Source organism: Clostridium sp. (genome assembly GCF_016650035.1).
Classification (GTDB): Bacteria; Bacillota; Clostridia; order Clostridiales; family Clostridiaceae; genus Clostridium_AD.
Genome location: NZ_JAENWM010000059.1, coordinates 1 through 24,410 on the forward strand (window position 1 = coordinate 1; position 24,410 = coordinate 24,410).

Below are 24,410 nucleotides of genomic sequence, written 5' to 3' on the forward strand. Positions count from 1 at the left end.
AATTTTTTGATGATTTGATATTTGAAATCTTCTTTCATATTTAAATCTACCTTTCTGATTATCAACACCCCATTTGTACAATCTTATGAGGTATATTCTACACTATATTTTTGTATGTTTGGGACATAATCAAAAACGGTAATCTAAGACATTATCATAAACGGATCATATTGCAATAGTTAATTATATTTATACATTGACAAATTATAAAATTTGAATTAAACTAAAAAGAAATTATAAATAAAAGAAAAATACACTTTTAAGTTAGTCCTGTGAGACTAGGAAGGAGTATAGATGATTATGACAAGTGTTTTTTGTAGCGCAAATTTTGAAATTAATAATAAAACTGTAGGTATGTTTTCTATTTCGTTAATAAATGTTAAAGATATATTGTGAAGGATAATAAAGAGATTATTTAATTAATCTCCCTATTATCCTTTGTTTTTTTGAAAAATATACTTTTATTCGACGTAGGAGGGCTAATATGAAAGGTAAGTTGATATTGGAAAATGGAATAATGTTTGAAGGAAATGTATTTGGGTATTTAGAGGAAAGTGTGGGCGAAGTGGTATTTAATACAGGGATGACTGGTTATGAGGAAATTTTAACGGATCCATCCTATTATGGGCAAATAGTAACTATGACATATCCACTCATCGGCAATTATGGAATAAATCTCGAGGATGTTGAATCAAAATCCCCTAAGGTTAAGGGGTTCATTGTTAGAGAAAAATGTGATAATCCCAGCAATTTCAGATGTGAAATGGACCTTGCGGGATATTTTAAGCAAAATAAGATAATCGGACTTGAAGGTATTGATACAAGAGCATTAACAAAAATACTTAGAAAAAATGGTTCCATGAAAGGAATTATAGCTACGAAAGAGTTGTCACAAAGTGAAATAGAGCAAAAGCTTTCAACTTTTAATAATAACGATGCAGTGAAGAAGGTTACTACAAAAGAGTGCTATACAATTTACGGTAGTGGGCACCATGTAGCTATTATGGATTTTGGAATAAAAGAAAATATAATACGTTCGTTTAAAAAAAGAAATTGCAAGTTAACAATATTTCCTGCTGATGCTTCTGCGGAAGATATAATGGATATTAATCCGGATTTAGTATTTTTATCAAATGGACCTGGAGACCCTGATGATTTACAAGAAGTAATTGAGGTATTAAAAAAAATTATAGGTAAAAAGCCTATAGTGGGAATTTGTCTAGGACATCAACTTTTAGCATTAGCTCTTGGCGGAAAGACGGAAAAACTTAAATTTGGACATAGAGGCTGTAATCATCCAGTTAAAGATATAGAAGAAAATAAGGTTTATATTACATCTCAAAACCATGGATATTATGTCAGTGTTCTACCTGAAGGTATGGAGGTTACTCACGTAAGTGTAAATGATGGAACCATTGAAGGAATGAGACATAAAAATTTGCCTATATTTTCTGTGCAGTTCCATCCAGAGGCTTGCCCAGGGCCGAAGGATATAGATGTGATTTTTGATAAGTTTCTTTCGCTAATATAATAGAGGAGGGTTTAGATGCCATTAGATAAAAGTATAAAAAAAGTATTAGTAGTTGGATCAGGACCAATAATAATAGGACAAGCTGCTGAATTTGATTACTCAGGCACGCAAGCTTGTCAAGCATTAAAAGAGGAAGGCTTAGAAGTTGTACTTGTAAATAGCAATCCAGCTACAATAATGACGGATAAAGAGATTGCTGGCATTGTTTACATCGAGCCATTAACTATAGAATTTTTAGAAAAAATTATTGACAAGGAAAGACCGGATAGCATACTTTGTGGTATGGGAGGCCAAACGGGACTCAATTTAGCTGTTGAACTAGCGGATAATGGCGTTTTAGATAAATATAATGTAAGAGTGATTGGAACATCTATAGAAGGAATAAAAAAAGGTGAAGATAGAGAAATTTTTAGAAATCTTATGCAGGAGATTAATCAGCCAGTTGTAGAAAGTGCAATTGTTACAGATATAGAAGGAGCATTATGCTTTGCAATTGAAATAGGCTATCCACTAGTAGTAAGACCGGCTTATACTCTAGGGGGAAGCGGAGGTGGAATCGCTGAAACTGAAGGAGAGTTAGTAGAAATTTTACAATTAGGATTACAATTAAGTTCTATCGGACAGGTTCTTTTGGAAAAGTCAATTAAAGGGTGGAAAGAGATAGAATATGAGGTTATGAGAGACGGTAATGGTAATTGTATTTGCGTATGTAATATGGAAAATATTGATCCTGTAGGAATACATACCGGAGATAGTATTGTTGTAGCACCAAGCCAAACTCTTTCGGATAAAGAGTGCCAAATGCTTAGAAGTGCATCCATAGATATTATAAATAGTGTAGGAATAGAAGGTGGTTGCAATGTTCAACTAGCTCTTAATCCTAAAAGCTTTGAGTATGCAGTTATAGAAATTAATCCAAGAGTAAGTAGATCCTCTGCACTAGCTTCGAAGGCTACAGGATATCCTATTGCGAAAGTAGCAGCAAAAATAGCGCTAGGATATGGACTCGATGAAATAGTGAATGCAGTGACTCAAAAAACCTATGCTTGTTTTGAACCATCGCTAGATTATGTTGTAGTTAAAATTCCTAAGTGGCCTTTTGATAAATTTCAGGGAGCGAATAGAGTTTTAGGTACTAAGATGATGGCTACAGGGGAAATAATGTCAATCGGGAGCAATTTTGAAGCAGCTCTATTAAAAGGAATTCGTTCTTTAGAAATAGGAAAGTTCTCATTACAATACGATGCGCTTTCACAAAAAAGCTTACGAGAATTAAAGAAAAGAGTAATGGCGCCTGATGATGAGAGAATATTTCATTTAGCTGAAATGCTCAGACGTAATTATATGGTAGAAAAGGTTTCGGAAATTACAGGTATAGATAAATTCTTTGTAAATAAAATAAAGTGGATAGTAGATGAAGAAGAAAAAATAAAGGGTTCCACCGTTGATGATATGAATAAAGATTGGTTGCAATTATTAAAGAAAAAGGGATTTTCCGATAAGGGGATATCGGATTTATTAGGGGTGAGTCCAAATGTAATTTATGAACTTAGAAACATATGGAACATTAAACCTGTCTATAAGATGGTAGATACTTGCGCAGGAGAATTTGAGGCCTTGTCCCCTTATTACTACTCAACCTATGATGAATATGATGAGGTTGAGGTAAGCAGTAGAAGAAAGGTTATGGTATTAGGTTCAGGTCCTATACGTATAGGACAGGGAATTGAGTTTGATTATGCATCTGTTCACAGCGTAATTGCACTTAGAAAGCTAGGAATTGAAACAATAATAGTAAACAATAATCCGGAAACAGTAAGTACAGATTTTAATATTTCAGATAAATTATATTTTGAGCCTTTAACAGAAGAAGAAGTTTTAAATATTATTGAAAAAGAAAATCCTGATGGAGTTATACTTCAATTTGGAGGACAAACTGCCATTAATCTTGCTAAATTCTTAGAAGAAAAGAACATAACTATCTATGGGACTAAGCCTGAGCAAATAGATGTAGCCGAAGATAGAGAGAAATTCGATGCACTTTTAGAGGAGTTAGATATAAATAGACCAAAGGGAAGAGCGGTTTGGGATTTGAAAGAAGGGTTAAAAGAGGCTGAAAACTTAGGATATCCAGTAATTGTTAGACCATCTTATGTATTAGGTGGACAGGGAATGGAAATAACTTATGGACAAAATGAGTTGAAGCATTATTTAAAGAATGCCTTTGAGAAGGATAAGAAAAATCCTGTCTTAATTGATAGATATCTATTAGGTAGAGAAATAGAAGTTGATGCTATTTGTGACGGGGAAGAAATATTAATACCTGGTATTATGGAGCATTTAGAGAGAGCAGGGGTTCATTCTGGGGATAGCATTACAATATATCCAAGTCAAAATATATCACAAGATATAAAAGAAAAAATATTAGAATTTACTAAGAGGGTTGCAATAGGACTTAAAGTAATAGGTATGATAAATATTCAGTTTATAGAATTTAAAGATGAATTATATATCATAGAGGTTAATCCAAGAGCTAGTCGTACAGTTCCATATATTAGTAAGGTTAGTAAAGTACCAATTGTAGAGATTGCAACAAGAGTTATGCTGGGAGAAAAATTAAAAAATTTGGGATATGGTAGCGGGGTTTATAAAGAACCAACACTTGTGTCAGTAAAGGTTCCAGTATTTTCGACTCAAAAACTTCCAGAGGTTGAGGTGTGTCTTGGACCAGAAATGAGATCTACAGGAGAGGTGCTTGGAATAGGAAGAAGCTTCGACGAGGCTTTATATAAAGGGCTTATAGCCTCTGGAATGAGGATTAAAAAAGAAAGTGGAGTTATACTTACAACAATAAATCCACAGGATAAAGAAGAGTTTTTGTATATAGCAAAAGCGTTTAGTGAAATGAATTATAAATTTATAGCTACAACCGGCACGGCCAAGCTACTAAATGACATTGGTATTGAAGCCCTTACAGTTATGAAAATTTCAGAAGGTAGTCCTAATATCATTGATGTAATAAAAAGTAGACAGGTTGATTTAGTAATAAATACCCCTACTAAAGGAAATAATTCAAAAACAGATGGTTTTAGAATAAGGAGAACAGCTATTGAAAGTAACATAGGTGTTATTACTTCATTAGATACTGCAAAGGCAGTAGTGGAACTTTTGAGGAAAAATATTATAAGTGCAAATTTAGAAGTGTTTAATATTGCAGATTAAGTAAAAGAAAATTTTAAAAAAGACACAAAGCAGGTGCGCCAACACTTGTTTTGCGTCTTTTTCTTATGAAATGCATAAATATAATAAAAATATGAATAAATACAAAGAAAAAGTATTGCATTATTATAAGAAGTGATATATAATAAATAAAAGCAAGCCAGTTAGTTCAACAATAAACGTTAAAAAGAATTGAATATCAAATAATCAAGGAAAATTATAAATATACATATCAATGTATAAATATACATCGATATGTTTTGTTATAAATGAAGGAGTGGTACAAATGAGAAAAATTATGTCTATTGTAATAACAGTACCAAAACAATTTTTCAACCTGCACAAAGACCGGCAAGCTAATGAATGTTTAAATAAAGTACTTTAGAAAAGTCTTAAAATATAAAAGATATAAATTCGGAAGGGGATATAAAAATGGAAAAAATAATTAAAGAAAAAGTGGTTTTAGCGTATTCAGGAGGACTCGATACCTCTATAATAATAGCTTGGCTTAAGGAAAACTATGATATGGATGTTATAGCTGCTTGTATTAATGTAGGACAAGAGGATGATATGAAAGCAATTGAGAAAAAAGCGTTAAGCTCAGGAGCAAAGAAAATATATATTGAAAATGTAACAGCTGAATTCATCAAAGATTACGTATTTAAAGGTGTTAAAGCAAATGCTACTTATGAAGGAAAATATTTGTTAGGTACAGCTTATGCAAGACCATTAATAGCTAAAAAGCTTGTGGAAATAGCTCATAAAGAAGGGGCAAAATATATATGCCACGGATGCACTGGTAAGGGAAATGATCAAGTTAGATTTGAGGTTGGCATAGCAGCTATAGACCCTTCTATAAAAATTATTGCACCTTGGAGAATTTGGGATATAAAATCAAGAGAAGATGCTATAGATTATGCAAATGCTAGGGGTATAGAAATATCAGTAACTAAAGAAAAAATATATTCAGTTGATCAAAATTTGTGGCATGCAAGTCATGAAGGTGGAGATATTGAAGATTTTAAAAATGATCATAAAAGAGATATGTATCTTATGGTTACACCTCCAGAAAAAGCAAAAGATGAAGCTACATATGTAGAAATATACTTTGAAAAAGGAATTGCTAAAAAAGTTGACGGCATTGAACTAGAGCCAATTGATATAGTTACGGTATTAAATAAAATTGGTGGAGAAAACGGAATAGGTATTGTAGATTTAGTAGAAAATAGACTTGTAGGAATGAAATCAAGAGGAATATATGAAACTCCTGGTGGTACGGTTCTTTATGCAGCTCATAAAGAACTTGAAGAAATAACCATAGATAAAGATACACTACACTTTAAATACTCAATATCACAGAAATATGGAGAATTACTTTATGATGGACTTTGGTTTACTACTATGAGAGAAGCTCTTGATGCTTTTGTAGATAAGACTCAAGAAACAGTAACAGGTTCTGTAAAACTAATGCTATACAAAGGAAATATTATGGTAGCAAGTAAAGAATCACCTAATGCACTATATGATGAGAGTATATCTTCTTTTGGAGCAAGTGTACTATATGATCATAAGGACGCAGAAGGATTTATAAACTTATTTTCATTGCCAAGTAAAATTAAGGCTTATAAACATTTAAATAATTACTAAGTGATAATACAAAATATATAGAAAGTTATGCAGGTGATATAAATGAAACTTTGGGGTGGAAGATTTGAAGGTAATGAAAGCAAGCTTATGGAGGACTTTAATAGTTCTCTAAGCTTTGATAAACGGTTATATTATGAAGATGTTATGGGAAGTATAGCTCATGTTAAAATGCTTGCTAAATGCAGCATTTTAACCCATGAAGAGTGCTCAACTATAGTAAATGGTCTAAATTCTATTCTTTCTGATATTGAAGAAGGTAAACTTAAAATTGAAGGCGATTATGAAGATATTCATAGCTTTATGGAAATACAACTGACAAAACTTGTGGGTGATGTAGGTAAAAAACTCCATACAGCAAGAAGTAGAAATGACCAGGTTGCAGTAGATATGAGATTATATTCAAAACATAAGGCCCTTGAGGTTATTGAAAATTTGAATATTGTTTTATCTACTATTGAAAAATTAGGGAATGACAATATGGCTATAATGCCAGGCTATACGCATCTACAAAGGGCTCAACCCGTAACTTTTAAACAACATATTATGGCATATCATAATATGTTAGGACGAGATGTGAAAAGAATTAAAAGTGCCACTATCATTATGGATGAAAATCCTCTTGGGTGCTGCGCTCTAGCAGGAACTACCTATGATACAGATAGATCTTTTACAACAAGAGAACTGGGGTTTAAAAAACCTGTGGATAATTTTATGGATGGGGTAAGCGATAGGGATTACTTATTGGAACTTTTATCCGCTTTTTCTATAATAATGATGCATCTTAGTAGACTTAGCGAGGAACTTGTTTTATGGAGTAGTAAAGAATTTAATTTTATTGAAATTAGTGATGAATTTTCTACAGGTAGCAGTATAATGCCGCAGAAAAGAAATCCAGATGCAGCAGAACTCGTAAGAGGAAAGACTGGGAGAGTATATGGAGATTTAATGAGTTTGCTTACAACCATGAAAGGAATTCCACTGGCTTATAATAAAGATATGCAAGAAGATAAGGAACCTTTTTTTGATGGAGTAGATACAGTTTTAAAATGTATAAAAATTATGAATGGAATGCTAGGTTCACTAAAAATTAAGAAGGATAATATGTATAATGCAGTTAAAACAGGATTTTTAAATGCTACAGAAGCTGCCGATTATCTTGTGAATAAAGGAGCAGCATTTAGAGATGCACATGGAGTTATAGGTTCTATTGTTATACACTGTGAGAAGGAACACAAGGCTATTGAGGATTTAACTTTAGAAGAGCTTAAGAGCTTTAGTGATTTATTCAAAGAGGATGTGTACCAATTCATAGATTATGAAAATACTTTGAGTAGAGGTATAAAAAAAGAAATGTAATAAACGTCTGAGGGTTTCAGGTAGATACCTTTTAAAAAAAACACGTAACTGGTGCTTCCCCTCACCGTTATGTGTTTTTTAGTACTTAAATTCATCTCTTTTTTCACTATATTTATAATATCATATAATTCGAATTGTGACTAGATTTGGTTGATATTTCTAACGTAATAAATTATACATATTAATTTTATCGATAATTAGCTTAATATTCTAAATTATAAATATATTTTTAATATTTGGAAAATGTTGAAGGAAATTGAAAACTTATATAGAATATAATAAGTAATTAAAGAGAGATGGATCTGTACTTAATTCAATTATCAAATAATGCAGTACGGCAGTAGTTTATTTCAAAATAATCATTAGGGGGAGAGTTTTTATGAAAAAAATATCAATATTTATTACAGCTATGTTAATGATGTCCTTTATTATTATCCCAACTAATTATGTTCAAGCTAAAAGTATGGGGGATATAATAAAAAATGTTGATAAAACCAACATACAAATTAATCAAAAGATAGGAACAGCAGTTGAAGATGTACAGGATGCAACTGATAAATATTTAGAAGTTTTAGATGGGTTAGTAAAAGGTAAAGAGGTAGCAAAAATTGAAAGAGAGTTAGGAAAATTACAATGTGATTTAAATATGACACAAAGTGGAACTGAGAAACATGTGAAAATTTTAAAAGATATTGATAAGGCTAAGGAAAAAATTGAAATAGAACAAGAAAAATATGAAAGCAAGTATTTAGCTAAGGAAGCTGAAATTGAAGAGTTGCAGTCACAGATAAAGTCATTAACGATAGACAGTAAAGATTACAAAAAGACAGAAGAAAATTTAAGGAAAACTTTAGTAAAATATAATGATGCAAATGATAAAAATTCCGAAGAAATTCAGAGTCTAGGAAATAAGTATATTGCAGATATAGATAAAATAATTCTTGATTTACTCAATAAAACTAATGAAATGTCAGCAAAGATGGTTAATTCTGCAGCAAAAGAGGGCGTAAAAGTAAACTGCGATTGGGTATCGGTTAAGTTTGGAAATAGATATGTATTGGTAGATCCTTTACGAATAGGAAATCACTAAAATAGAGTTGACTTATAAAGAAGCTTTAGCGTAATAAATGTCACAATCAAAGGAGGAATAGAATGCAAGGACTTTACTTAGGACAAAATGAAAGTTGCCTAGAAAAAGTTACTCAAGACTTTGGTGAACTTAGATTAATAGGCAAAGGTGATGGCGCTGAAATAATGATACAAAAGATAGAGTCCGAGCAAGTTTTTTTTATTGAGCCAAGTGATAGTAACGAAACTTTGGAATTCTTTTATGTTCTAGAAGGTTCAATTAATTGTGAAAGAGATAGTGAAAATATTGTTTTAAACAAAGGCGAGTATTTTTATGCTCATGGTTTAAAAGAAACAGTGAGTTTAAAAACTATTACTGAAGTAACCATGTTGTATTTATCCACGGAACCTTTTTTTCATTATTTAAGTAAGGGGATAAAAGAGTTATCAAGTATGGTTAAAAGTGTTGAGGAAAAGGATATATATACACATAGTCATGGTGAGAGAGTGAGAGATTATTCAATAAATATTGCTAAAATATTAGGCTTATCCAGTGAAAGACTTGAAAACATTGCATTTGCCTCTCTTTGTCACGATGTTGGTAAAATTTTTGTACCTAATAAAGTATTAAATAAGCCAGGAAATTTGACAGAAGGAGAATTCAATTTAATAAAAAATCATCCTCTTGATGGAGAAAAAATGACACAGGGAACTTTTATGAAAAACATAAGTAAAATAATTTCTCAGCATCATGAAAGAATAGATGGTACAGGCTATCCCCGTGGACTTAAAGGTGATGAAATATTATTAGAAGCAAAAATAATAGCCCTTGCAGATAGTTTTGATGCTATGACTTCAGACAGAAGTTATAGAAAAGCTATGGATATGTCAGTGGCGTTTAAAGAATTAAAAAGCTTAAGTGGAATACATTATGATGAAAAGGTTGTTGAGGCATTTGAAAAGGTATTAAAAGAAGAAAATCTTATAAATAATTAATGAAAGCACGTAACAGGTGATCCTCCCTATTACGTGCTTTTTTACTTAACTATTCATTCTATTTCTTTTAATGATTGGTTTTACTATTAAATAAGAAATAGAAATGATTGCAACAATGATTGTACTTACAATTAATCCTAAACGCTGGTTTGGATTAATTGTCACTCCAATTAAAGCAAGGATTACAAGTAAAATGCCCAAATATGAACTATATGGTGCAAATAGCATTTTAAATTCTTTACTTTTGATATTACCTTTGAGATTACCATGGACAGGATAGTTCTTTCGGATTTTTATTTGTGAAGCTAAGATAATAATCCAATTTCCAATCAATAATACACCTGCTGCAGTGGTTAAATACTCGTAAATGGTAGATGGTAATACTAGAGATAATAAGATAGTTACAAGTAAACCACTTGTACCTAGTAGAAGTGCAATAACATTTACACCTTTTTTATTCTTTTTCATTACAATTTTCGGTGCCTCATGATCCTTTGCAAGAGATAATAATACATTTGTTATAGCAAAAAGTGCCCCCACAAAAGTGGAAAATGCAGCGCTTATAATAACAATATTAAATATAGAACTCATATAAGGAAAGTGAAATGCAGAGAGTGCGGTGATAAAAGAACTTTTGCTCACCTGAATTTGCTGCCAATTCACCATTTTTAAAATTATCACTAATGAAGTAACATATAAAAGGATTAAAGCTAGATTTAGCGCATTAATAGCTTTAGAAATTGACTCTTTGTGCTTTAACTCTTTAGTAGCTGCGCCTACAACTGCTACTCCAGCGAAAGGAAACAGTGCAAAAATCATAGCAGACCATAGTCCTTTTATGCCTTTTGGAAACCAATTAAGTGAAGAAAAGGAAATTACTGAACCTCCAGCCGCGGATGCCTTTGGAGATACATATCCAAGGATGAATAATACACCAAAAATAATAAACAAAACAAGGGTAGTGATTTTTACAATAGCGAAAAAGGATTCAATTTCTCCAAAATCTTTTACTCCAAGTAGATTAATGCCTAATCCTAAAGAAGAGTAGATAAGAGAAAATGCCCATAACGGAATCTGTGGAAACCAATAGCGTGTAAACACAGATAGTGCAGTTACTTCGCTAGACATAATTAATACTCCAGCAATCCAAAACATCCAACCACTAATAAAGCCAATATTGTCTCCGAAAGCTTTTCTAGCATAATCCCTAAAAGATCCTGTTGCTGGGTCATTGATTTTCATTTCTGCTAATGCACTAAAGGTGATATACGCCATTAGTCCAGCAATTAAAAATGCTAATATTACGGATGGACCAGTTAATGTAATGGCTACACTTGTACCTAAAAAGAAACCAGCTCCAATAATAGAACCTATTCCAATGAGACTCAGTTGCCACCAAGTTATTCCTATCTCGTCACTTTGTTTATTTTTCTTTTTTTTATGATGTTCTACTATTTGTGAAACTACTTTTTCATCATTCAAATAAATTCTCCGTCCTTTCTTCACTGGTTTAACTATTATTATAAAATGAAATGTATTTCTTATCTTAATAGCATATAATATTTAGCATTAGTTTCTAAAAAATAATCATTATTTTGTAACAACTAATTTAGTATAACACATTTTTTTTTTTACTCAAAATCAAATTATAATTTAGGAACGTAAATTTAATATTCTCTTTTATGTATTTTATATTAATTATTTTATATTAATTATTTGAATTTCTATTCTTATTTTTCTTTCATAAACTATAATAATCAGTCAAATGTTCCTAAATACATACAGCTATGCGTATGTTGGTGAAGAACATACGCATAAAAAATGTACATAGCGTCGGATAAAATTTATCTTTTTAGTAGTACGTATTATTTATAAGAGTTGCTTCTAAGAATTTCATGCTTTCTATAATTAGTTTCCCAATTTTCGAGAAATTCTTTTGCGCAAATTTCGCCAGAGTTATATAAACTCATAATTTTTTCGCTTCCAATATTAAAATCTGTAGTTTTAATATCAAGAGTATTTATCTTTACTGTACGCAAATAATCCATGTCTTTTATATGAATATCATCTTGTGCTTCTAGCATAGTCTCAATAATTGAGCTAGTAAAATTCAAGATATTTGTAATCTTATGGTCTCTTATTTCTTTATTTCCTCCAAGTTTAAAACCAATGGTAGGCCAGCGAGGAATGCCTTTTACATCGAAAAGCCAAACTGGATAATTGCTTAAAACCCCACCATCAACTATAAGTGACTTTTTATTAGTGTTTTCATTATTTAATTTTACAGGTTGAAAAAAATAAGGAATAGATATGCTCATTCTTATTGCCAAACCCACTTCCAGATTATCAGGATTTATACCGTATTCCGCAATGTCTTCTGGAAGGATTAGCATTTTTCCATTACTGATATCTGTTGCTATAATATGGAGTTTGTATTTTCTTCTGTACTTATTGTCATTTAAAAGTATACCGTTTTCTTTTAAAGTTATTAAATCTCCAAAGGTTACTTTTCTTCCCTTGGGAAGTTTAAGTTTACTAGACAGAGCTTCATCAATCCAGTTTTTTATATAATCACCTTTAAAAGTTCCTTTTTTAAAAAGTAAATTGTAAGAATTAGAGAATATAGGTATGTTAAAACGATTTTTATCAGCAATTTTTGTATAATCTAACTGCAACATTAATTTTTTTATTTCTTCCGCTGAGTATCCTACAGCAACTAGTGCAGCCACAATTGAACCCGCGGAAGTTCCTGAAAGGTTTTTCCACTGGTATCCATTACTCTCAAATATTTTTAAGGCTCCTACTAGTCCGATACCTTTAATTCCGCCGCCTTCAAAGACTGCATCAGCAAATTTTCGATTACTATACATATCCAAATATACCACCCCTTATGAGTAATATATGAAGAATGTTATTTACATGACATATATCATCAAAAATAATTTTGTATTATTGTGAACTTGTTTCTAGAATGAAATCCACGGGTTACTAAAATGATTTGACAATGAAAGAAAATGTAGGTATTATATATATATAAAGTAATTATTAAAAATTAGGGGAGTCAAGCTTTTTGTCTGAGAGGAAACAGTAATGTTTCGACCCTTATAACCTGAATTGGGTAATGCCAGCGGAGGGAAAATATGATTTGCATTTAGTTTGGATTTAAAGTACATAAATAATGCGAAATTATAGGTTTATAAAACCCTCCGTTCAATTTTGAACGGGGGGTTTGTTTTTATAAATAATAGGTTAAGGAGGAATTTAAATGTCAATTGTAAATGTAAGTATTCAAGTAATACCGGTAGTAGCTGAGGAGCGAATTTACCCCGTAGTAGACAAGGTTATAGAGTATATTGAAGCTAGTGGGGTAAAATACGAAGTAGGACCAATGGAAACTACTATGGAAGGTAAACTAGATGAGCTTTTAGATATTGTAAAAAAGGCTCAAGAAATTTGTGTACGACATGGAGCAACAAGAGTTGTTTCTATGGTTAAAATCGATTATAAACCAGAAGGCGTGACTATGGATGAAAAAATATATAAATATAGAAAATAAATTTATTCCTATAGCTTTTCAGCTTATAATTCTTTTGATATGGCAAATATCTATAGATAAGCTAAATGTTCCACAGTACATATTGCCATCACCTAAAGATATTATTATTACCTTAATTAACATATTTCCAAGCCTTACTAAACATATTTATGCTACTTTATATGCTGCCTCAATAGGATTCATAATATCTATTTTTGTTGCATTAATTTTAGCTACATTAATGGATAATGTAAAACTTATTAAAAAGTGCATATATCCTATTTTAGTAGTATCTCAAACCATCCCAATTATCGCCTTAGCACCTCTTTTTGTAATCTGGTTTGGGTTTGGAATATTACCTAAGATTATTGTGGTAATTCTAGTATGCTTTTTCCCTATAGTTATTAGTTTAATTGATGGGTTAGATTCGGTGGATACTGATATGGTAAACCTTTTAAAGACAATGGGAGCTAGCAAATATCAAATTTTTACTATGGTTAAGCTACCATCCTCTACTGTTAATTTTTTCTCGGGCCTTAGAATAGCAGCAACCTATAGTATTATGGGGGCCGTGATTGGAGAATGGTTAGGAGGAGATAAGGGTCTTGGGGTATATATGATCAGAGCTAAAAATTCTTACGCACTTGATAAGGTTTTCGCTGTAATCATAATTATAGTGATATTAAGTATGGGCTTATTTGGGCTATTATATCTGTTACAATATTATTTTACTCCTTGGAGTAGGAATAAAGAAAATAAGAAAAACTAAATTTGTATAATACTATTATTTTATTTGGAGGTAACAACATGCTAAAGAAATCAATATCATTATTATTAACGCTATCAATGACTGCAGTTGTATTTGTGGGTTGTGGTACAAAAGAAAAAATTGAAAATAAGGTGGAACCCTTAAAAAAGGTTACAGTTATTTTAGATTGGGTTCCAAACACTAATCATACTGGATTATATGTAGCAAAAGACAATGGATATTTTAAAGAACAAGGTCTTGATGTGGAAATAATTCAGTCAGCCGAGGGTAGCACTTCAACTTTAATTGCTGCAGGCAAAGGAGACTTTGGCATAAGCTATCAAGAAGATGTAACTTATGCTAGAACCGCTAAAGACCCACTTCCTATAAAGGCTATAGCTACAATTATCCAACATAATACTTCTGGATTTGCAGCCCCATTGGAAAAAAACATTAAATCTCCAAAAGATTTTGAAGGTAAAACCTATGGCGGATGGGGGTCCCCTTCTGAAAACGCAATATTAAAGGCTCTCATGGAAAGTGAGAATGCTGATTTTTCAAAACTGAAAATGGTGGACGCAGGAGCGGAGGATTTCTTTGCTGTAACTAAGAAAGCTATTGACTTTGAATGGATATTTTATGGATGGACGGGAATAGAAGCCAAGCTTAAAAATATTCCTATTAACTATATTGATATTGGAAAATTAAATAGTGATTTAGATTACTATACTCCAGTAATTATAGCTAATGAAAATAATTTAAAAGAAGATCCTGAAACTGCAAAGAATTTTTTGAAAGCTGTTACAAAAGGATACGAATATTGTATTGAGAACCCTAAAGAAAGTGCAAAGATTTTGTTGAATAATGCACCTGAAACAAATGAAGCTCTTGCTTACGAGAGTCAAGAGTATATGAAAGATCAGTATAAGGCTGAAGCTAAAAGATGGGGTGAAATGAAAACATCAGTTTGGGATAACTATACCAAATTTCTTTTAGATAGAAAGCTTATAGAAAAAGATATGATGGCAAATGAGGCGTTTACAAATGAGTATTTACCAGACTAGTGTGGAAAAACTAAGGGTAGCAAATATTAAAAAAAACTTTGGAAGTATGGAAATTATAGACGATGTTTCTTTTTATGCTAACGAAAATGAATTTATAAGTCTCCTTGGACCAAGTGGTAGTGGTAAAAGTACAATTTTTAATATTATATCAGGTCTTTTACACAAAGATGGAGGTAAAATTATAATTGATGGGGAAGAGTGCTTGGGTAGGACTAAAAAAGTAAGCTATATGCATCAAAAGGACTTACTGCTTCCTTGGAAAAATATTATAGATAATACCTCTTTGTCTCTTATCATAAAAGGGAAATCAAAAAAACAGGCAAGGTCAGAGGTAATTAATCATTTTAAAACCTTTGGACTTGAGGGTTTTGAGTATAAATACCCTTTCCAGCTTTCTGGAGGCATGAAGCAAAGAGCGGCACTACTAAGAACATATATGTCATCATCAGATATTATGTTACTGGATGAGCCTTTTGGTGCACTTGATGCAATTACTAGGGCAAAGATGCAAAATTGGCTTTTAGACATTACAAAGGAATTAAAAGCTACCATAATATTTATTACGCATGATATCGAGGAAGCGGTATTTTTATCTGATAGAATATATTTATTATCAGATAAACCGGCTACCATAAAAAGTGAAATAATCGTTGATTTACCTAAAATTAAAGATAAATCTATAATTACATCAGAAAAATTCAATGAAATAAAAAGAAGTATTTTACAAATCTTATAATTGGTAATAGGGTATGCAGCAAAGCTGCATACCCTATTTTTTCATTTCAATTTAAAATAGTTGATTATTTGTCTATTTAATATATCTATTTGACTTATAGCAAATAAAGTAATATAATATATCTCGTAGTGTTAATTCGGCTCCTTGGTCAAGAGGTTAAGACACCACCCTCTCACGGTGGAATCAGGGGTTCAATTCCCCTAGGAGTCACCAAAATGCAAACAAAAATATAGCAGGATTTACAGAAATGTAAAATCTGCTATATTTTTGTTTGCACACATTATTAACACATAAGTTTCAGATAGGTTTTGAATGTTATAGAACGGCATACACTGAAAGGATTGATATACATTATATATATCAGATGCTATTTCAGCCCATGGAAATTCGATTATGTGGTTGATTTGAAAAGACTAGTGAATTAGTTGATAGTTATTGACAGATAAGGTTCCGATATGTTAATATTGATATATACCCATTAGGGGTATATATCAAATTGCATTAATGATTTTAAATATAAACAAGGAGTTAAGTTATGAATAATTTAAATTCTATAGATTCTATAAAGGATTTTATAGAGAAAAATAAGTTTGTCATGAGACATTTTTCGTTGGATGAATGTAATGTATGCGAAAATTTTTTCTAAGTTTGTTTAACCGTACACTATGTCATATAAATACAATATTTGATATGGCAATTAAATAAATAAATCTAAAATGAGGAGGACAATATGAATATTAAATATGAAGTAAAATCCGAAAAATCATTTGATGAGGCAGTTGAAAGCTTAAAAAAGAGTTTATCTGAAAATAAGTTTGGAGTGTTATTTGAACTTAACTTTAAGGATAAACTAAAAGAAAAAGGATTAGAGTTTGAGAGTAATTTTAAGATTTTAGAAGTGTGTAATCCAGTTCAAGCTCAAGAGGTATTAAGCAGAAACATTGAAGTAGGATATTTCTTGCCTTGTAAAATGGTAGTCTATGAAAAAGAAGGTTCTGTTTATATTGGAATGATTAAACCTACAGAAATTATACAGATGATAGGTAGTGAAGAAATTTTAGCTATAGCGAAAGATATTGAGAATGTACTTAAGAAATCTATTGATGGTGCTGTATAAAATTAAAGCAAACCTACTAATTTATAAAAGGATATACTCTTGCAAAGAGGGTATATCTATGTTATAGTAAATCACAGAAACTTATATAATAATTTTTCGGTTTTATTGGGGTGTAGCCAAGAGGTAAGGCACTAGACTCTGACTCTGGCATTCGTAGGTTCGAATCCTGCCACCCCAGCCAAATGAATTTAATTATAAAACAATAGTATTTCTTTATACAAAATAACCCCATCAAAAATTTATTTTTGATGGGGTTATTTTTATAAAATTTGTGCTTTGTTTTAAGGTGTATTCAAATATTAGGTGAAGGTTTAAGTGGACATGTTTTTTAAGAATATATAAATGCCTAGCATAATAATTAAACATGGAAGCAATAGTCCATACTTAAGCCAAGTATAAGTATTATTTAATCATTTATAGCTAATACTATATTAAAACTTTGAATTGTTTTCATTTCAGAGAATGACAAGGAGGGAAATATATGATAACAGGTATAGTAAAGTGGTATGATGCTGAGCGTGGATATGGATTTATATCCGCTCAAGAGGGTGAAGATGTATTTGTTCACCATTTAGCAATAAAAGAACAAGGACCTAGAAAAGATTTGCATGAGGGTGAACAAGTACAATTTGATGTAGTGGATGCACCTAAAGGACCCCAAGCTATTAATGTTCAAAAATTTTAATATTTAAGCATACTTATTTAGTATAAGCACACTTATTTAATATACTAAGTGTGCTTTTTAATTGTATTTTTGCTTATTAATAATTATAATTAACAAGGACTAGAAAAAATTTGATGGGGTGGAACTTTGATTGATATTAATGATAAAAATATACGTAAATACGCGAATAAAGACTCTTATAAAATGGGAAGTGAGTATTATTTAAGTAATAGGGTTTTGGATATTAATATAGAAATAAAAGAAGAAGAGAATTATAAGGAAACTAACATAACTGCAAATGTAGAGTCTTCAAATGAAACTCTGTATAAAGTAGAAATAAGTTTTAATAATAATTGTTCTTTTATAAGTTATAGATGTGAATGTGATAATTCATATAGTTATCTTAGTAGTAGTAGGAGACCTATGTGCAGACATATAGTGGCTACATGTTTAAAGTATTCTAATGAAAAAGAACAAATTATTAAGGAACAGAAAATGGCTAAAACAAATAACTTAATCAAACAAATAACTAAAAATATAAGTACTGTTGAAGTAGCAAAACAACATTTAAATATAGACGTAAAGTATTATCATGATTCTAATAATGATAATAGAAAAGCTTGTGTGGAACTTAAGATTGGTGAGGATAAGCTTTATGTAGTTAAAAATATAAAACAATTTTTCGCTTGCTATAATACTGGTTTAGAAATTATGGAATTCGGCAAAAAATTTACATATAATCCATATCTACACTTATTTAAAGAAGAAGATTTAAATATAATAGAACTTTTCAAAGAAGCAAGTGAACTGGAGGCTGTGGCGGAAGCCGCAGAAGTATATGTTCGCCGTTCTGTAAAGTTTCTATCTGGGAAAAAGGCATATTTCACAGAGAGTATGGTTAAAAGATTATTTAAATGTTTAAATAATAGGGCTATAACAGTTGTAATGAAAGACCAAGTATTTACTAATGTTCAGATATCACAAGAGGCTATGCCTCTAGAATTTGAAATCAATAGAGAGAATAATAAATTCCTACTTAGGCAAAAGGAGCAGATGCCAACTGTACTTTGCAGTGATGGTGAGTTCTTTTTTTATGAAGGAAAAATATATGAGCCACCCAATTGCCAAAGGTATTCATATTTACCCTTTTATAATAGATTTAAAGAGGATGATAACAATTTTATAGAGTTTTATGATGAAGAGAAAGCTGATGTAGCATCGTTTCTAATTCCAACTTTAAAAAAAATAAGTAATAGGGTTACCATAGATACATCTGTAGAAAGTGAATTTTATATAGAAACAATTAAACCAATTGTTTTCTTTGAAAAAATTGCTGAGAATATAGAGGTTAAAATAGCTTTTAAGTATGGAGATACAGAGATAAATCCTTTTAATAGTAAAGAAAATAGAGTACAAGAGGGAAGGGTACTGATAAGAGATATAGAAAAGGAAATGGAGATTATAAACTTATTTCACCAGTTTGGTTTTGTAAATACAAATAAGGGGTTTGAAGCTCAAGATGAGTCAGTGCTCTTAGAATTTTTAGTTTCTGGACTAGAAAAACTTAGAAGTGTAGCCCAGGTATATTGTTCCGAAGAATTTAAGAATATTAAAGTGCACGGCAACTCTTCATATAAGTCAAACATAAAACTTAATAAAGAAAATCTTTTAGAATTCAGTTTTAGCATTGATGGGGTAGATAAAACAGAACTTAGCAATATTTTCGGAGCTTTAAGAGAAAAAAGAAAATACTATAGAGTTAAAAATGGTAGCTTCGTATTGCTAGATTCTAATAATATATTAAAGATTGCTCAAATGATGGAGTATTTAAATATAAAGGATAGGGATATTTCGAAAAATAAGATTTTGATTTCAAAATATAATGCCATATACATAGAAGAAAAGTTGAAACGAGAAGAAATGGATTTTGTAGAAACGAATAAAAAATTCACACAACTCGTAAGTAATGTTAAGGATATTAAAGAAATTAAAGCCCAAATACCAGAAAGCTTAGATGGTGTAATGAGATCTTATCAAAAAACAGGATTTAAATGGTTGAAAACTCTTGCTAGCTGTGGTTTTGGAGGGATACTTGCAGATGAAATGGGATTAGGTAAAACACTTGAGGCTATAGCCTTCATTCAATCTGAAGTGGAAGAAAATGAAAATAAAAAACCATCACTAGTAGTCTGTCCTACATCACTTGTATATAATTGGAAGGATGAAATAGAGAAATTTGCACCGACACTTAATTGTATAGTGGTCTCAGGTACTAAAAGCCAGAGGAAAGAGCAAAAACAAAATATTAATAATACCGATGTAGTGATTACTTCCTACTCACTTATAAGGCGGGATCTTTACGACTATGAAAATGTAGAATTTAGATATTGTTTCTTGGATGAGGCGCAACAAATTAAGAATTTCAACTCATTAAATGCACATTCTGTGAAAAATTTAAATGCTTTAGGTAAATTCGCACTTACTGGTACTCCTATTGAAAATTCTCTTACAGAGCTTTGGTCAATTTTTGACTTTATAATGCCGGGTTATCTTTTAAATCATAATGCTTTCACAAAAAAATATGAAGTCCCAATTGTGAAAGATGGAAGTCATGAGGCACTTCAAGAACTTAATAATCATGTAAAACCATTTATACTTAGAAGAACTAAATTAGAGGTTGCAAAAGAGTTGCCGTCTAAAATAGAACATAGGATTTCAGTAGAAATGACGGAAGGACAGAAGAAGGTATATTTAGCCTACTTACAGGAGGCTAAAGGAGAACTCGAAGAAGATATAAAAAGCAAAGGTTTTAACAAAAGTAAGTTTAAATTATTGTCTATCCTAACAAGATTAAGACAGATATGTTGCGATCCGTCTACATTCTTAGAGAATTATGAGGGAGGTAGCGGCAAACTAGATGCACTAGACGAAATTTTAGAAAATAGTCTAGAGGAAGGTCATAGAATATTAATATTTTCGGGGTTTACTAAAGTGTTAAAAAATATTTCTAAGAGATTAGAAGGCAAAGAAATAAAGTATATGTACCTAGATGGAGCCACTAAATCAGAAAAAAGAATCGAAATGGTTAAAACCTTTAATGAAGGTGATACACAGGTATTCTTAATTTCTCTAAAAGCGGGAGGTATGGGTATAAACCTTACAGGAGCAGATATGGTAATACATTTTGATCCCTGGTGGAATCCTGCAGTGGAAGCTCAAGCTACAGATAGAGCTCATAGAATAGGTCAAAAGAAAACAGTAGAAGTGATAAAATTAATAGCAAGAGGAACCATAGAAGAAAAAATATTTAAGTTGCAACAAAAGAAAAAAGCGATTATTGATAGTGTAATTAATGATGAAACAGGGGCAGAATTATTTCTATCCCAGATGAGCTTAAATGAAATCGAAGAATTATTCATTTAAAATTTTACGGTTTCTCCGATTTCAATAATTTTTATGCTACCATCATTTATTCTTTCTAAAGTATCACAGGTAACCTCATCATCATCTTGTGCTAAAATATAAGTTTTATAGTGAATTGGAATCATGAATGTAGATTTTGTCATTTTAAACATTTTAAAGCTTTGCTGTGGGGAACAATGCATTTCTTGAAACTCATCAGGTTTATAGCAACCTACGGGCATGATAGCAACATCCGCCATTAAATCTTTATATACATCGGTATAGGCAGTATCGCCAGCAAAAAAGATTTTTTTAAAGTTGTTTTGGATTAAATAGGAATTACTATCAGCTTTAACGCCCCATGGGTATCTTCTACCATCATGGTTCGCTTTCAAAGCTTTTATTTCTAGGTGATTATCTTTATATGTTTCATCATTGGTTAGAAGGAATATATTTTTAAATCCTAGCATTTTTAGTGGTATGTTTAAATTTTCAGGTGCAATAACTATAGCACTTTTATTTATCTTCCTTAAAGTAGTGTAATTCATATGGTCCATATGTCCATGAGATAGCAGTATATAATCAATATTAATGGTGCCCAAGTTTAATGAGGGTTTAATTAGTCTTTTTAATTGACCAAGATTTATACTAGTTACAGGGTCAGTTACGATAATTTTTCCGTTTAAATTAATTACTACAGTTGCATGTCCAACCCAGTGAATAGAATTTGCTACTACAGGCTGGTGCAATGGAGTAAGCATAGGTTTAAAGTAATACTTAAAGTTTCTACGATGCAATTTATACATATATTCAAATATTTTAACAGTTTTATTAAAATTCATTTTATACCTCTTAATTTTCAATATATTTATTTAAAGTGTGTTTAAAAATATTATTCTATGTAAATTATATCATAAGAGGTAAAAAAGTATACAATGTAAAATTGTTATTACATCTATTACCAAACTACAACGATTATAATTGAATTATAGGGAAATATGACGTATACTGTAGAATATACTAAGGAAAGTTTATGCGAGGTTGAAAAGAATGTAACTTTATGTAAACGAAATAAAAATCCGAATGGAGGACTTTTACATGATTCGCTTATTAAAATCATTCACGTTTGACCTATTAAAATTAACACCGGTATTTGTAATGGCAGGACTAATGATATCTGGAATGGATGTATTGATTGCAGCACCAATTGCAACTATTTACGCAGCTATAATAGCATCGTTAACATGTAAATTTAAGTTTAATGACATTGTTAACTCTGCCGTGGATAACGTAAAAGAGATGCAGTTGGTTTTCTTTATTTTAATGGCAGCTTACGCAATGGCAGAAGCATTTATGGCCACAGGAGTAGGTGCATCAATAATTAATCTTTCATTAACTCTTGGAGTAACAGCTAGAACGGTAGCTGTTACAGGATTTTTAGTAACAGCAATACTATCAATTGCAACAGGTACATCATGGGGAACTTTTGCAGCCTGTGCCCCAATTTTCCTTTGGCTTAACCATATACTAGGAGGAAATATATTACTTACTACAGCAGCAATAGCTGGTGGAGCTTGTTTTGGTGACAATATAGGACTTATTTCTGATACAACCGTAGTAAGTTCAGGTATTCAACAGGTCGAAGTTATTCACAGAATTAGGCATCAAGGTGTATGGTCACTTTTGTGTTTAGTAATAACTGCTATTATCTTCTACTTCGTAAGCATTGGAATGGGACTACCCAATATAGCTGGTAATGCAGGGGAAGCAATAAATCAAATCCCAAAAGATGTTTGGGCATCACTTGAAGAAGCCAGACCATCTGCGGTTGAACTTTTAAATCAAGTAAAAACTGGGGTTCCTGTTTATATGATAATTCCATTATTAATTGTACTTGTAGTAGCAATTAAAGGTCTTCCAACTCTTGCATGTTTAGGAATTGGAATAATATCTTCTTTAATTCTTGGACTAGTATCAGGAACAATAGGATCTGTAACTGAATTTTTAGGATTAATGGAGACCGGATTTTCAGACGCAGGTTCATGGGTTATTGTTATGATGATGTGGGTTGGTGCCTTTGGAGGTATAATGGGTAAAATGCATGCATTTGCTCCACTATCAAGATTCATTGCGTATATTTCAAAAAATGTACGCCAACTTATGTTTTGTAATGGAATAATGTGCATTTTAGGAAATGCCGCATTGGCAGATGAAATGGCACAAATTGTAACAGTTGGACCAATAATTAAAGACTTACTTGAAGAGAACGTTGAAGCTAGCGAAGAAGATATGTATACATTACGCTTAAGAAATGCTACTTTCGGAGATGCACTTGGCGTATTCGGATCGCAGCTTATTCCGTGGCATGTATATGTAGGTTTCTATGTGGGGATAGCATCAGCTGTTTATCCACTTCACAACTTTGTACCAATGGATATAATAAAATATAACTTTATGGCTATGGTCGCAGTAGGTTCATTATTAATACTTACCATAACAGGATTAGATAGATTCGTACCATTATTTAAATTGCCAAGTGAACCTAAGGTAAGATTAAAGAAAAATTTGTAGATATATAAAAATCCTGAGGAGCAATAATAGATTTTGAGGAAAAGAAAATATGGCATCCTCAGGTAATTTTAAGTTAAAATTAATCCATAGTAAAAAACTTATCAATGACCAGGCTTAAATCTTCTTGAATATCTTCTTCAGAAAACTTGGTTTTTTCTGTATTTTGTCCCCATGTAACGTTAATTGATAAATTCCCGTAATTCTTGTCGCTTACATAATTAAATTCATAATCTATTTTTTTATCTTCTGGTATTAAAACATGGGTTCCTTCTATTTTGAGTTTATCCTTAAATAATTTTATAACTTCGTCTTTTAGAAAAAAATAAAATTCTTCTTTGCTACCAACATATTTTTCTTTGGAAATCATGTATAAGCCCCCTTTTACTATAATAATATTCGAATTTAACCATAAGGGTGCTAGTAATTATGTATATTTTCAAAGAAAATGATTAAAATAATATATAGTTATTATCAAAGAAGCTACATAGTTAAAAGAGAACTCAAAAGCGATTACTGCTTATGAATTTTTTTTGTAAAAACACATATTGCAAAAAATTTCTAAAATTCCATATTTTTATAAAATAATTACGTATATATATATATATATATATAGCATGAGTACTCACGGAAACTAATAAATAAAACTTGAATTTGTTTTGAGTTGTATAGAATTATAAAATTTAATGATATTAGAGCGGTTTGTAATAAAAACAGGTATAGCAAACAAGCCTGCACGGTGCAAGAATTTTTAAAAAA

Annotated in this window: 18 protein-coding genes, 2 tRNA genes and 1 riboswitch; of the genes, 16 read left to right on the forward strand and 4 right to left on the reverse strand. The window is 31.1% G+C overall.

Features of this window, described 5'->3' with window-relative positions; translation table 11 throughout:
• Positions 1 to 484 precede the first annotated feature (484 nt).
• From JJD95_RS13600 to JJD95_RS13625, 6 genes are all read left to right on the forward strand, one after another.
• Positions 485 to 1,531, forward strand: coding sequence for a carbamoyl phosphate synthase small subunit (locus tag JJD95_RS13600; protein ID WP_291643570.1), 1,047 nt, complete (start codon positions 485 to 487; stop codon positions 1,529 to 1,531).
• Between the two features lie 15 nt (positions 1,532 to 1,546).
• Entirely contained in the window at positions 1,547 to 4,753 is a 3,207-nt protein-coding gene (gene carB / locus JJD95_RS13605; RefSeq protein ID WP_291643571.1) for a carbamoyl-phosphate synthase large subunit, read from the forward strand.
• A 441-nt stretch (positions 4,754 to 5,194) separates the two neighbouring features.
• Positions 5,195 to 6,397: an argininosuccinate synthase gene (locus tag JJD95_RS13610; protein ID WP_291643586.1), complete on the forward strand. Its 1,203-nt coding sequence runs from the start codon at positions 5,195 to 5,197 to the stop codon at positions 6,395 to 6,397.
• 42 nt (positions 6,398 to 6,439) lie between these two features.
• Positions 6,440 to 7,753, forward strand: a complete 1,314-nt coding sequence (gene argH / locus JJD95_RS13615; RefSeq protein ID WP_291643572.1) for an argininosuccinate lyase — start codon at positions 6,440 to 6,442, stop codon at positions 7,751 to 7,753.
• A gap of 379 nt (positions 7,754 to 8,132) precedes the next feature.
• Entirely contained in the window at positions 8,133 to 8,843 is a 711-nt protein-coding gene (locus tag JJD95_RS13620; protein WP_291643573.1) for a hypothetical protein, read from the forward strand.
• 62 nt (positions 8,844 to 8,905) lie between these two features.
• A complete protein-coding gene (locus tag JJD95_RS13625) occupies positions 8,906 to 9,817 on the forward strand; it encodes an HD domain-containing phosphohydrolase (RefSeq protein WP_291643574.1) in 912 nt (303 codons plus the stop codon).
• Between the two features lie 45 nt (positions 9,818 to 9,862).
• Here JJD95_RS13625 and JJD95_RS13630 read toward each other — a convergent pair whose 3' ends face one another.
• Together JJD95_RS13630 and JJD95_RS13635 are read right to left on the reverse strand one after the other, a co-directional pair.
• On the reverse strand, positions 9,863 to 11,299 hold the full coding sequence (locus JJD95_RS13630; RefSeq protein WP_291643575.1) for an amino acid permease: 1,437 nt from the start codon (positions 11,297 to 11,299) through the stop codon (positions 9,863 to 9,865).
• A 383-nt stretch (positions 11,300 to 11,682) separates the two neighbouring features.
• A complete protein-coding gene (locus JJD95_RS13635) occupies positions 11,683 to 12,687 on the reverse strand; it encodes a patatin-like phospholipase family protein (protein WP_291643587.1) in 1,005 nt (334 codons plus the stop codon).
• A 174-nt stretch (positions 12,688 to 12,861) separates the two neighbouring features.
• Positions 12,862 to 12,970: riboswitch (TPP riboswitch) on the forward strand.
• A gap of 112 nt (positions 12,971 to 13,082) precedes the next feature.
• On the opposite strand from JJD95_RS13635, the gene JJD95_RS13640 reads away from it, so the two are divergent.
• The 9 genes from JJD95_RS13640 (at position 13,083) to JJD95_RS13680 (ending at position 21,104) form a co-directional block, all read left to right on the forward strand.
• The gene (locus tag JJD95_RS13640) at positions 13,083 to 13,373 is read left to right on the forward strand and encodes a thiamine-binding protein (RefSeq protein WP_291643576.1); all 291 of its coding nucleotides are present in this window, start codon (positions 13,083 to 13,085) and stop codon (positions 13,371 to 13,373) included.
• Positions 13,345 to 14,121 carry an ABC transporter permease gene (locus JJD95_RS13645; protein WP_291643577.1) on the forward strand — a complete coding sequence of 259 codons (777 nt, stop codon included), beginning with the start codon at positions 13,345 to 13,347 and terminating at the stop codon, positions 14,119 to 14,121. The genes JJD95_RS13640 and JJD95_RS13645 overlap by 29 nt, the downstream gene beginning before the upstream one ends.
• Before the next feature lie 38 nt (positions 14,122 to 14,159).
• Complete coding sequence (locus tag JJD95_RS13650) at positions 14,160 to 15,164, forward strand: ABC transporter substrate-binding protein (protein WP_291643578.1); 1,005 nt, start codon at positions 14,160 to 14,162, stop codon at positions 15,162 to 15,164.
• Positions 15,145 to 15,900: an ABC transporter ATP-binding protein gene (locus JJD95_RS13655; protein WP_291643579.1), complete on the forward strand. Its 756-nt coding sequence runs from the start codon at positions 15,145 to 15,147 to the stop codon at positions 15,898 to 15,900. Before JJD95_RS13650 ends, JJD95_RS13655 begins: the two co-directional genes overlap by 20 nt.
• Positions 15,901 to 16,038: 138 nt before the next feature.
• A tRNA-Glu gene (locus JJD95_RS13660) sits at positions 16,039 to 16,113 on the forward strand.
• Positions 16,114 to 16,630: 517 nt separating this feature from the next.
• On the forward strand, positions 16,631 to 17,017 hold the full coding sequence (locus JJD95_RS13665; protein ID WP_291643580.1) for a DUF302 domain-containing protein: 387 nt from the start codon (positions 16,631 to 16,633) through the stop codon (positions 17,015 to 17,017).
• A 106-nt stretch (positions 17,018 to 17,123) separates the two neighbouring features.
• Positions 17,124 to 17,198 (forward strand) — tRNA-Gln (locus JJD95_RS13670).
• Positions 17,199 to 17,498: 300 nt separating this feature from the next.
• Positions 17,499 to 17,702 (forward strand): cold-shock protein, encoded by a 204-nt coding sequence (locus tag JJD95_RS13675; protein WP_291643581.1) that lies wholly within the window; start codon positions 17,499 to 17,501, stop codon positions 17,700 to 17,702.
• A gap of 126 nt (positions 17,703 to 17,828) precedes the next feature.
• Positions 17,829 to 21,104 (forward strand): SNF2 helicase associated domain-containing protein, encoded by a 3,276-nt coding sequence (locus JJD95_RS13680; protein WP_291643582.1) that lies wholly within the window; start codon positions 17,829 to 17,831, stop codon positions 21,102 to 21,104.
• On the opposite strand, the gene JJD95_RS13685 is transcribed toward JJD95_RS13680, so the two are convergent.
• Entirely contained in the window at positions 21,101 to 21,925 is an 825-nt protein-coding gene (locus tag JJD95_RS13685) for an MBL fold metallo-hydrolase (protein ID WP_291643583.1), read from the reverse strand. The two genes, JJD95_RS13680 and JJD95_RS13685, sit on opposite strands and share 4 nt — an antisense overlap.
• Positions 21,926 to 22,181: 256 nt before the next feature.
• On the opposite strand from JJD95_RS13685, the gene JJD95_RS13690 reads away from it, so the two are divergent.
• Positions 22,182 to 23,654, forward strand: a complete 1,473-nt coding sequence (locus JJD95_RS13690; protein WP_291643584.1) for a Na+/H+ antiporter NhaC family protein — start codon at positions 22,182 to 22,184, stop codon at positions 23,652 to 23,654.
• A 79-nt stretch (positions 23,655 to 23,733) separates the two neighbouring features.
• Here JJD95_RS13690 and JJD95_RS13695 read toward each other — a convergent pair whose 3' ends face one another.
• Positions 23,734 to 24,021, reverse strand: a complete 288-nt coding sequence (locus JJD95_RS13695) for a hypothetical protein (RefSeq protein WP_291643585.1) — start codon at positions 24,019 to 24,021, stop codon at positions 23,734 to 23,736.
• Positions 24,022 to 24,410 lie beyond the last annotated feature (389 nt).

Excerpts from the sequence above, each read along its gene's own strand:
- JJD95_RS13600 (WP_291643570.1), top strand. The coding sequence starts at position 485 with ATGAAAGGTAAGTTGATATTGGAAAATGGAATAATGTTTGAAGGAAAT.
- carB (WP_291643571.1), top strand. The coding sequence starts at position 1,547 with ATGCCATTAGATAAAAGTATAAAAAAAGTATTAGTAGTTGGATCAGGA.
- argH (WP_291643572.1), top strand. The coding sequence starts at position 6,440 with ATGAAACTTTGGGGTGGAAGATTTGAAGGTAATGAAAGCAAGCTTATG.
- JJD95_RS13620 (WP_291643573.1), top strand. The coding sequence starts at position 8,133 with ATGAAAAAAATATCAATATTTATTACAGCTATGTTAATGATGTCCTTT.
- JJD95_RS13625 (WP_291643574.1), top strand. The coding sequence starts at position 8,906 with ATGCAAGGACTTTACTTAGGACAAAATGAAAGTTGCCTAGAAAAAGTT.
- JJD95_RS13635 (WP_291643587.1), bottom strand. The coding sequence starts at position 12,687 with ATGTATAGTAATCGAAAATTTGCTGATGCAGTCTTTGAAGGCGGCGGA.
- JJD95_RS13640 (WP_291643576.1), top strand. The coding sequence starts at position 13,083 with ATGTCAATTGTAAATGTAAGTATTCAAGTAATACCGGTAGTAGCTGAG.
- JJD95_RS13645 (WP_291643577.1), top strand. The coding sequence starts at position 13,345 with ATGAAAAAATATATAAATATAGAAAATAAATTTATTCCTATAGCTTTT.
- JJD95_RS13650 (WP_291643578.1), top strand. The coding sequence starts at position 14,160 with ATGCTAAAGAAATCAATATCATTATTATTAACGCTATCAATGACTGCA.
- JJD95_RS13655 (WP_291643579.1), top strand. The coding sequence starts at position 15,145 with ATGAGTATTTACCAGACTAGTGTGGAAAAACTAAGGGTAGCAAATATT.
- JJD95_RS13665 (WP_291643580.1), top strand. The coding sequence starts at position 16,631 with ATGAATATTAAATATGAAGTAAAATCCGAAAAATCATTTGATGAGGCA.
- JJD95_RS13675 (WP_291643581.1), top strand. The coding sequence starts at position 17,499 with ATGATAACAGGTATAGTAAAGTGGTATGATGCTGAGCGTGGATATGGA.
- JJD95_RS13685 (WP_291643583.1), bottom strand. The coding sequence starts at position 21,925 with ATGAATTTTAATAAAACTGTTAAAATATTTGAATATATGTATAAATTG.
- JJD95_RS13690 (WP_291643584.1), top strand. The coding sequence starts at position 22,182 with ATGATTCGCTTATTAAAATCATTCACGTTTGACCTATTAAAATTAACA.
- JJD95_RS13695 (WP_291643585.1), bottom strand. The coding sequence starts at position 24,021 with ATGATTTCCAAAGAAAAATATGTTGGTAGCAAAGAAGAATTTTATTTT.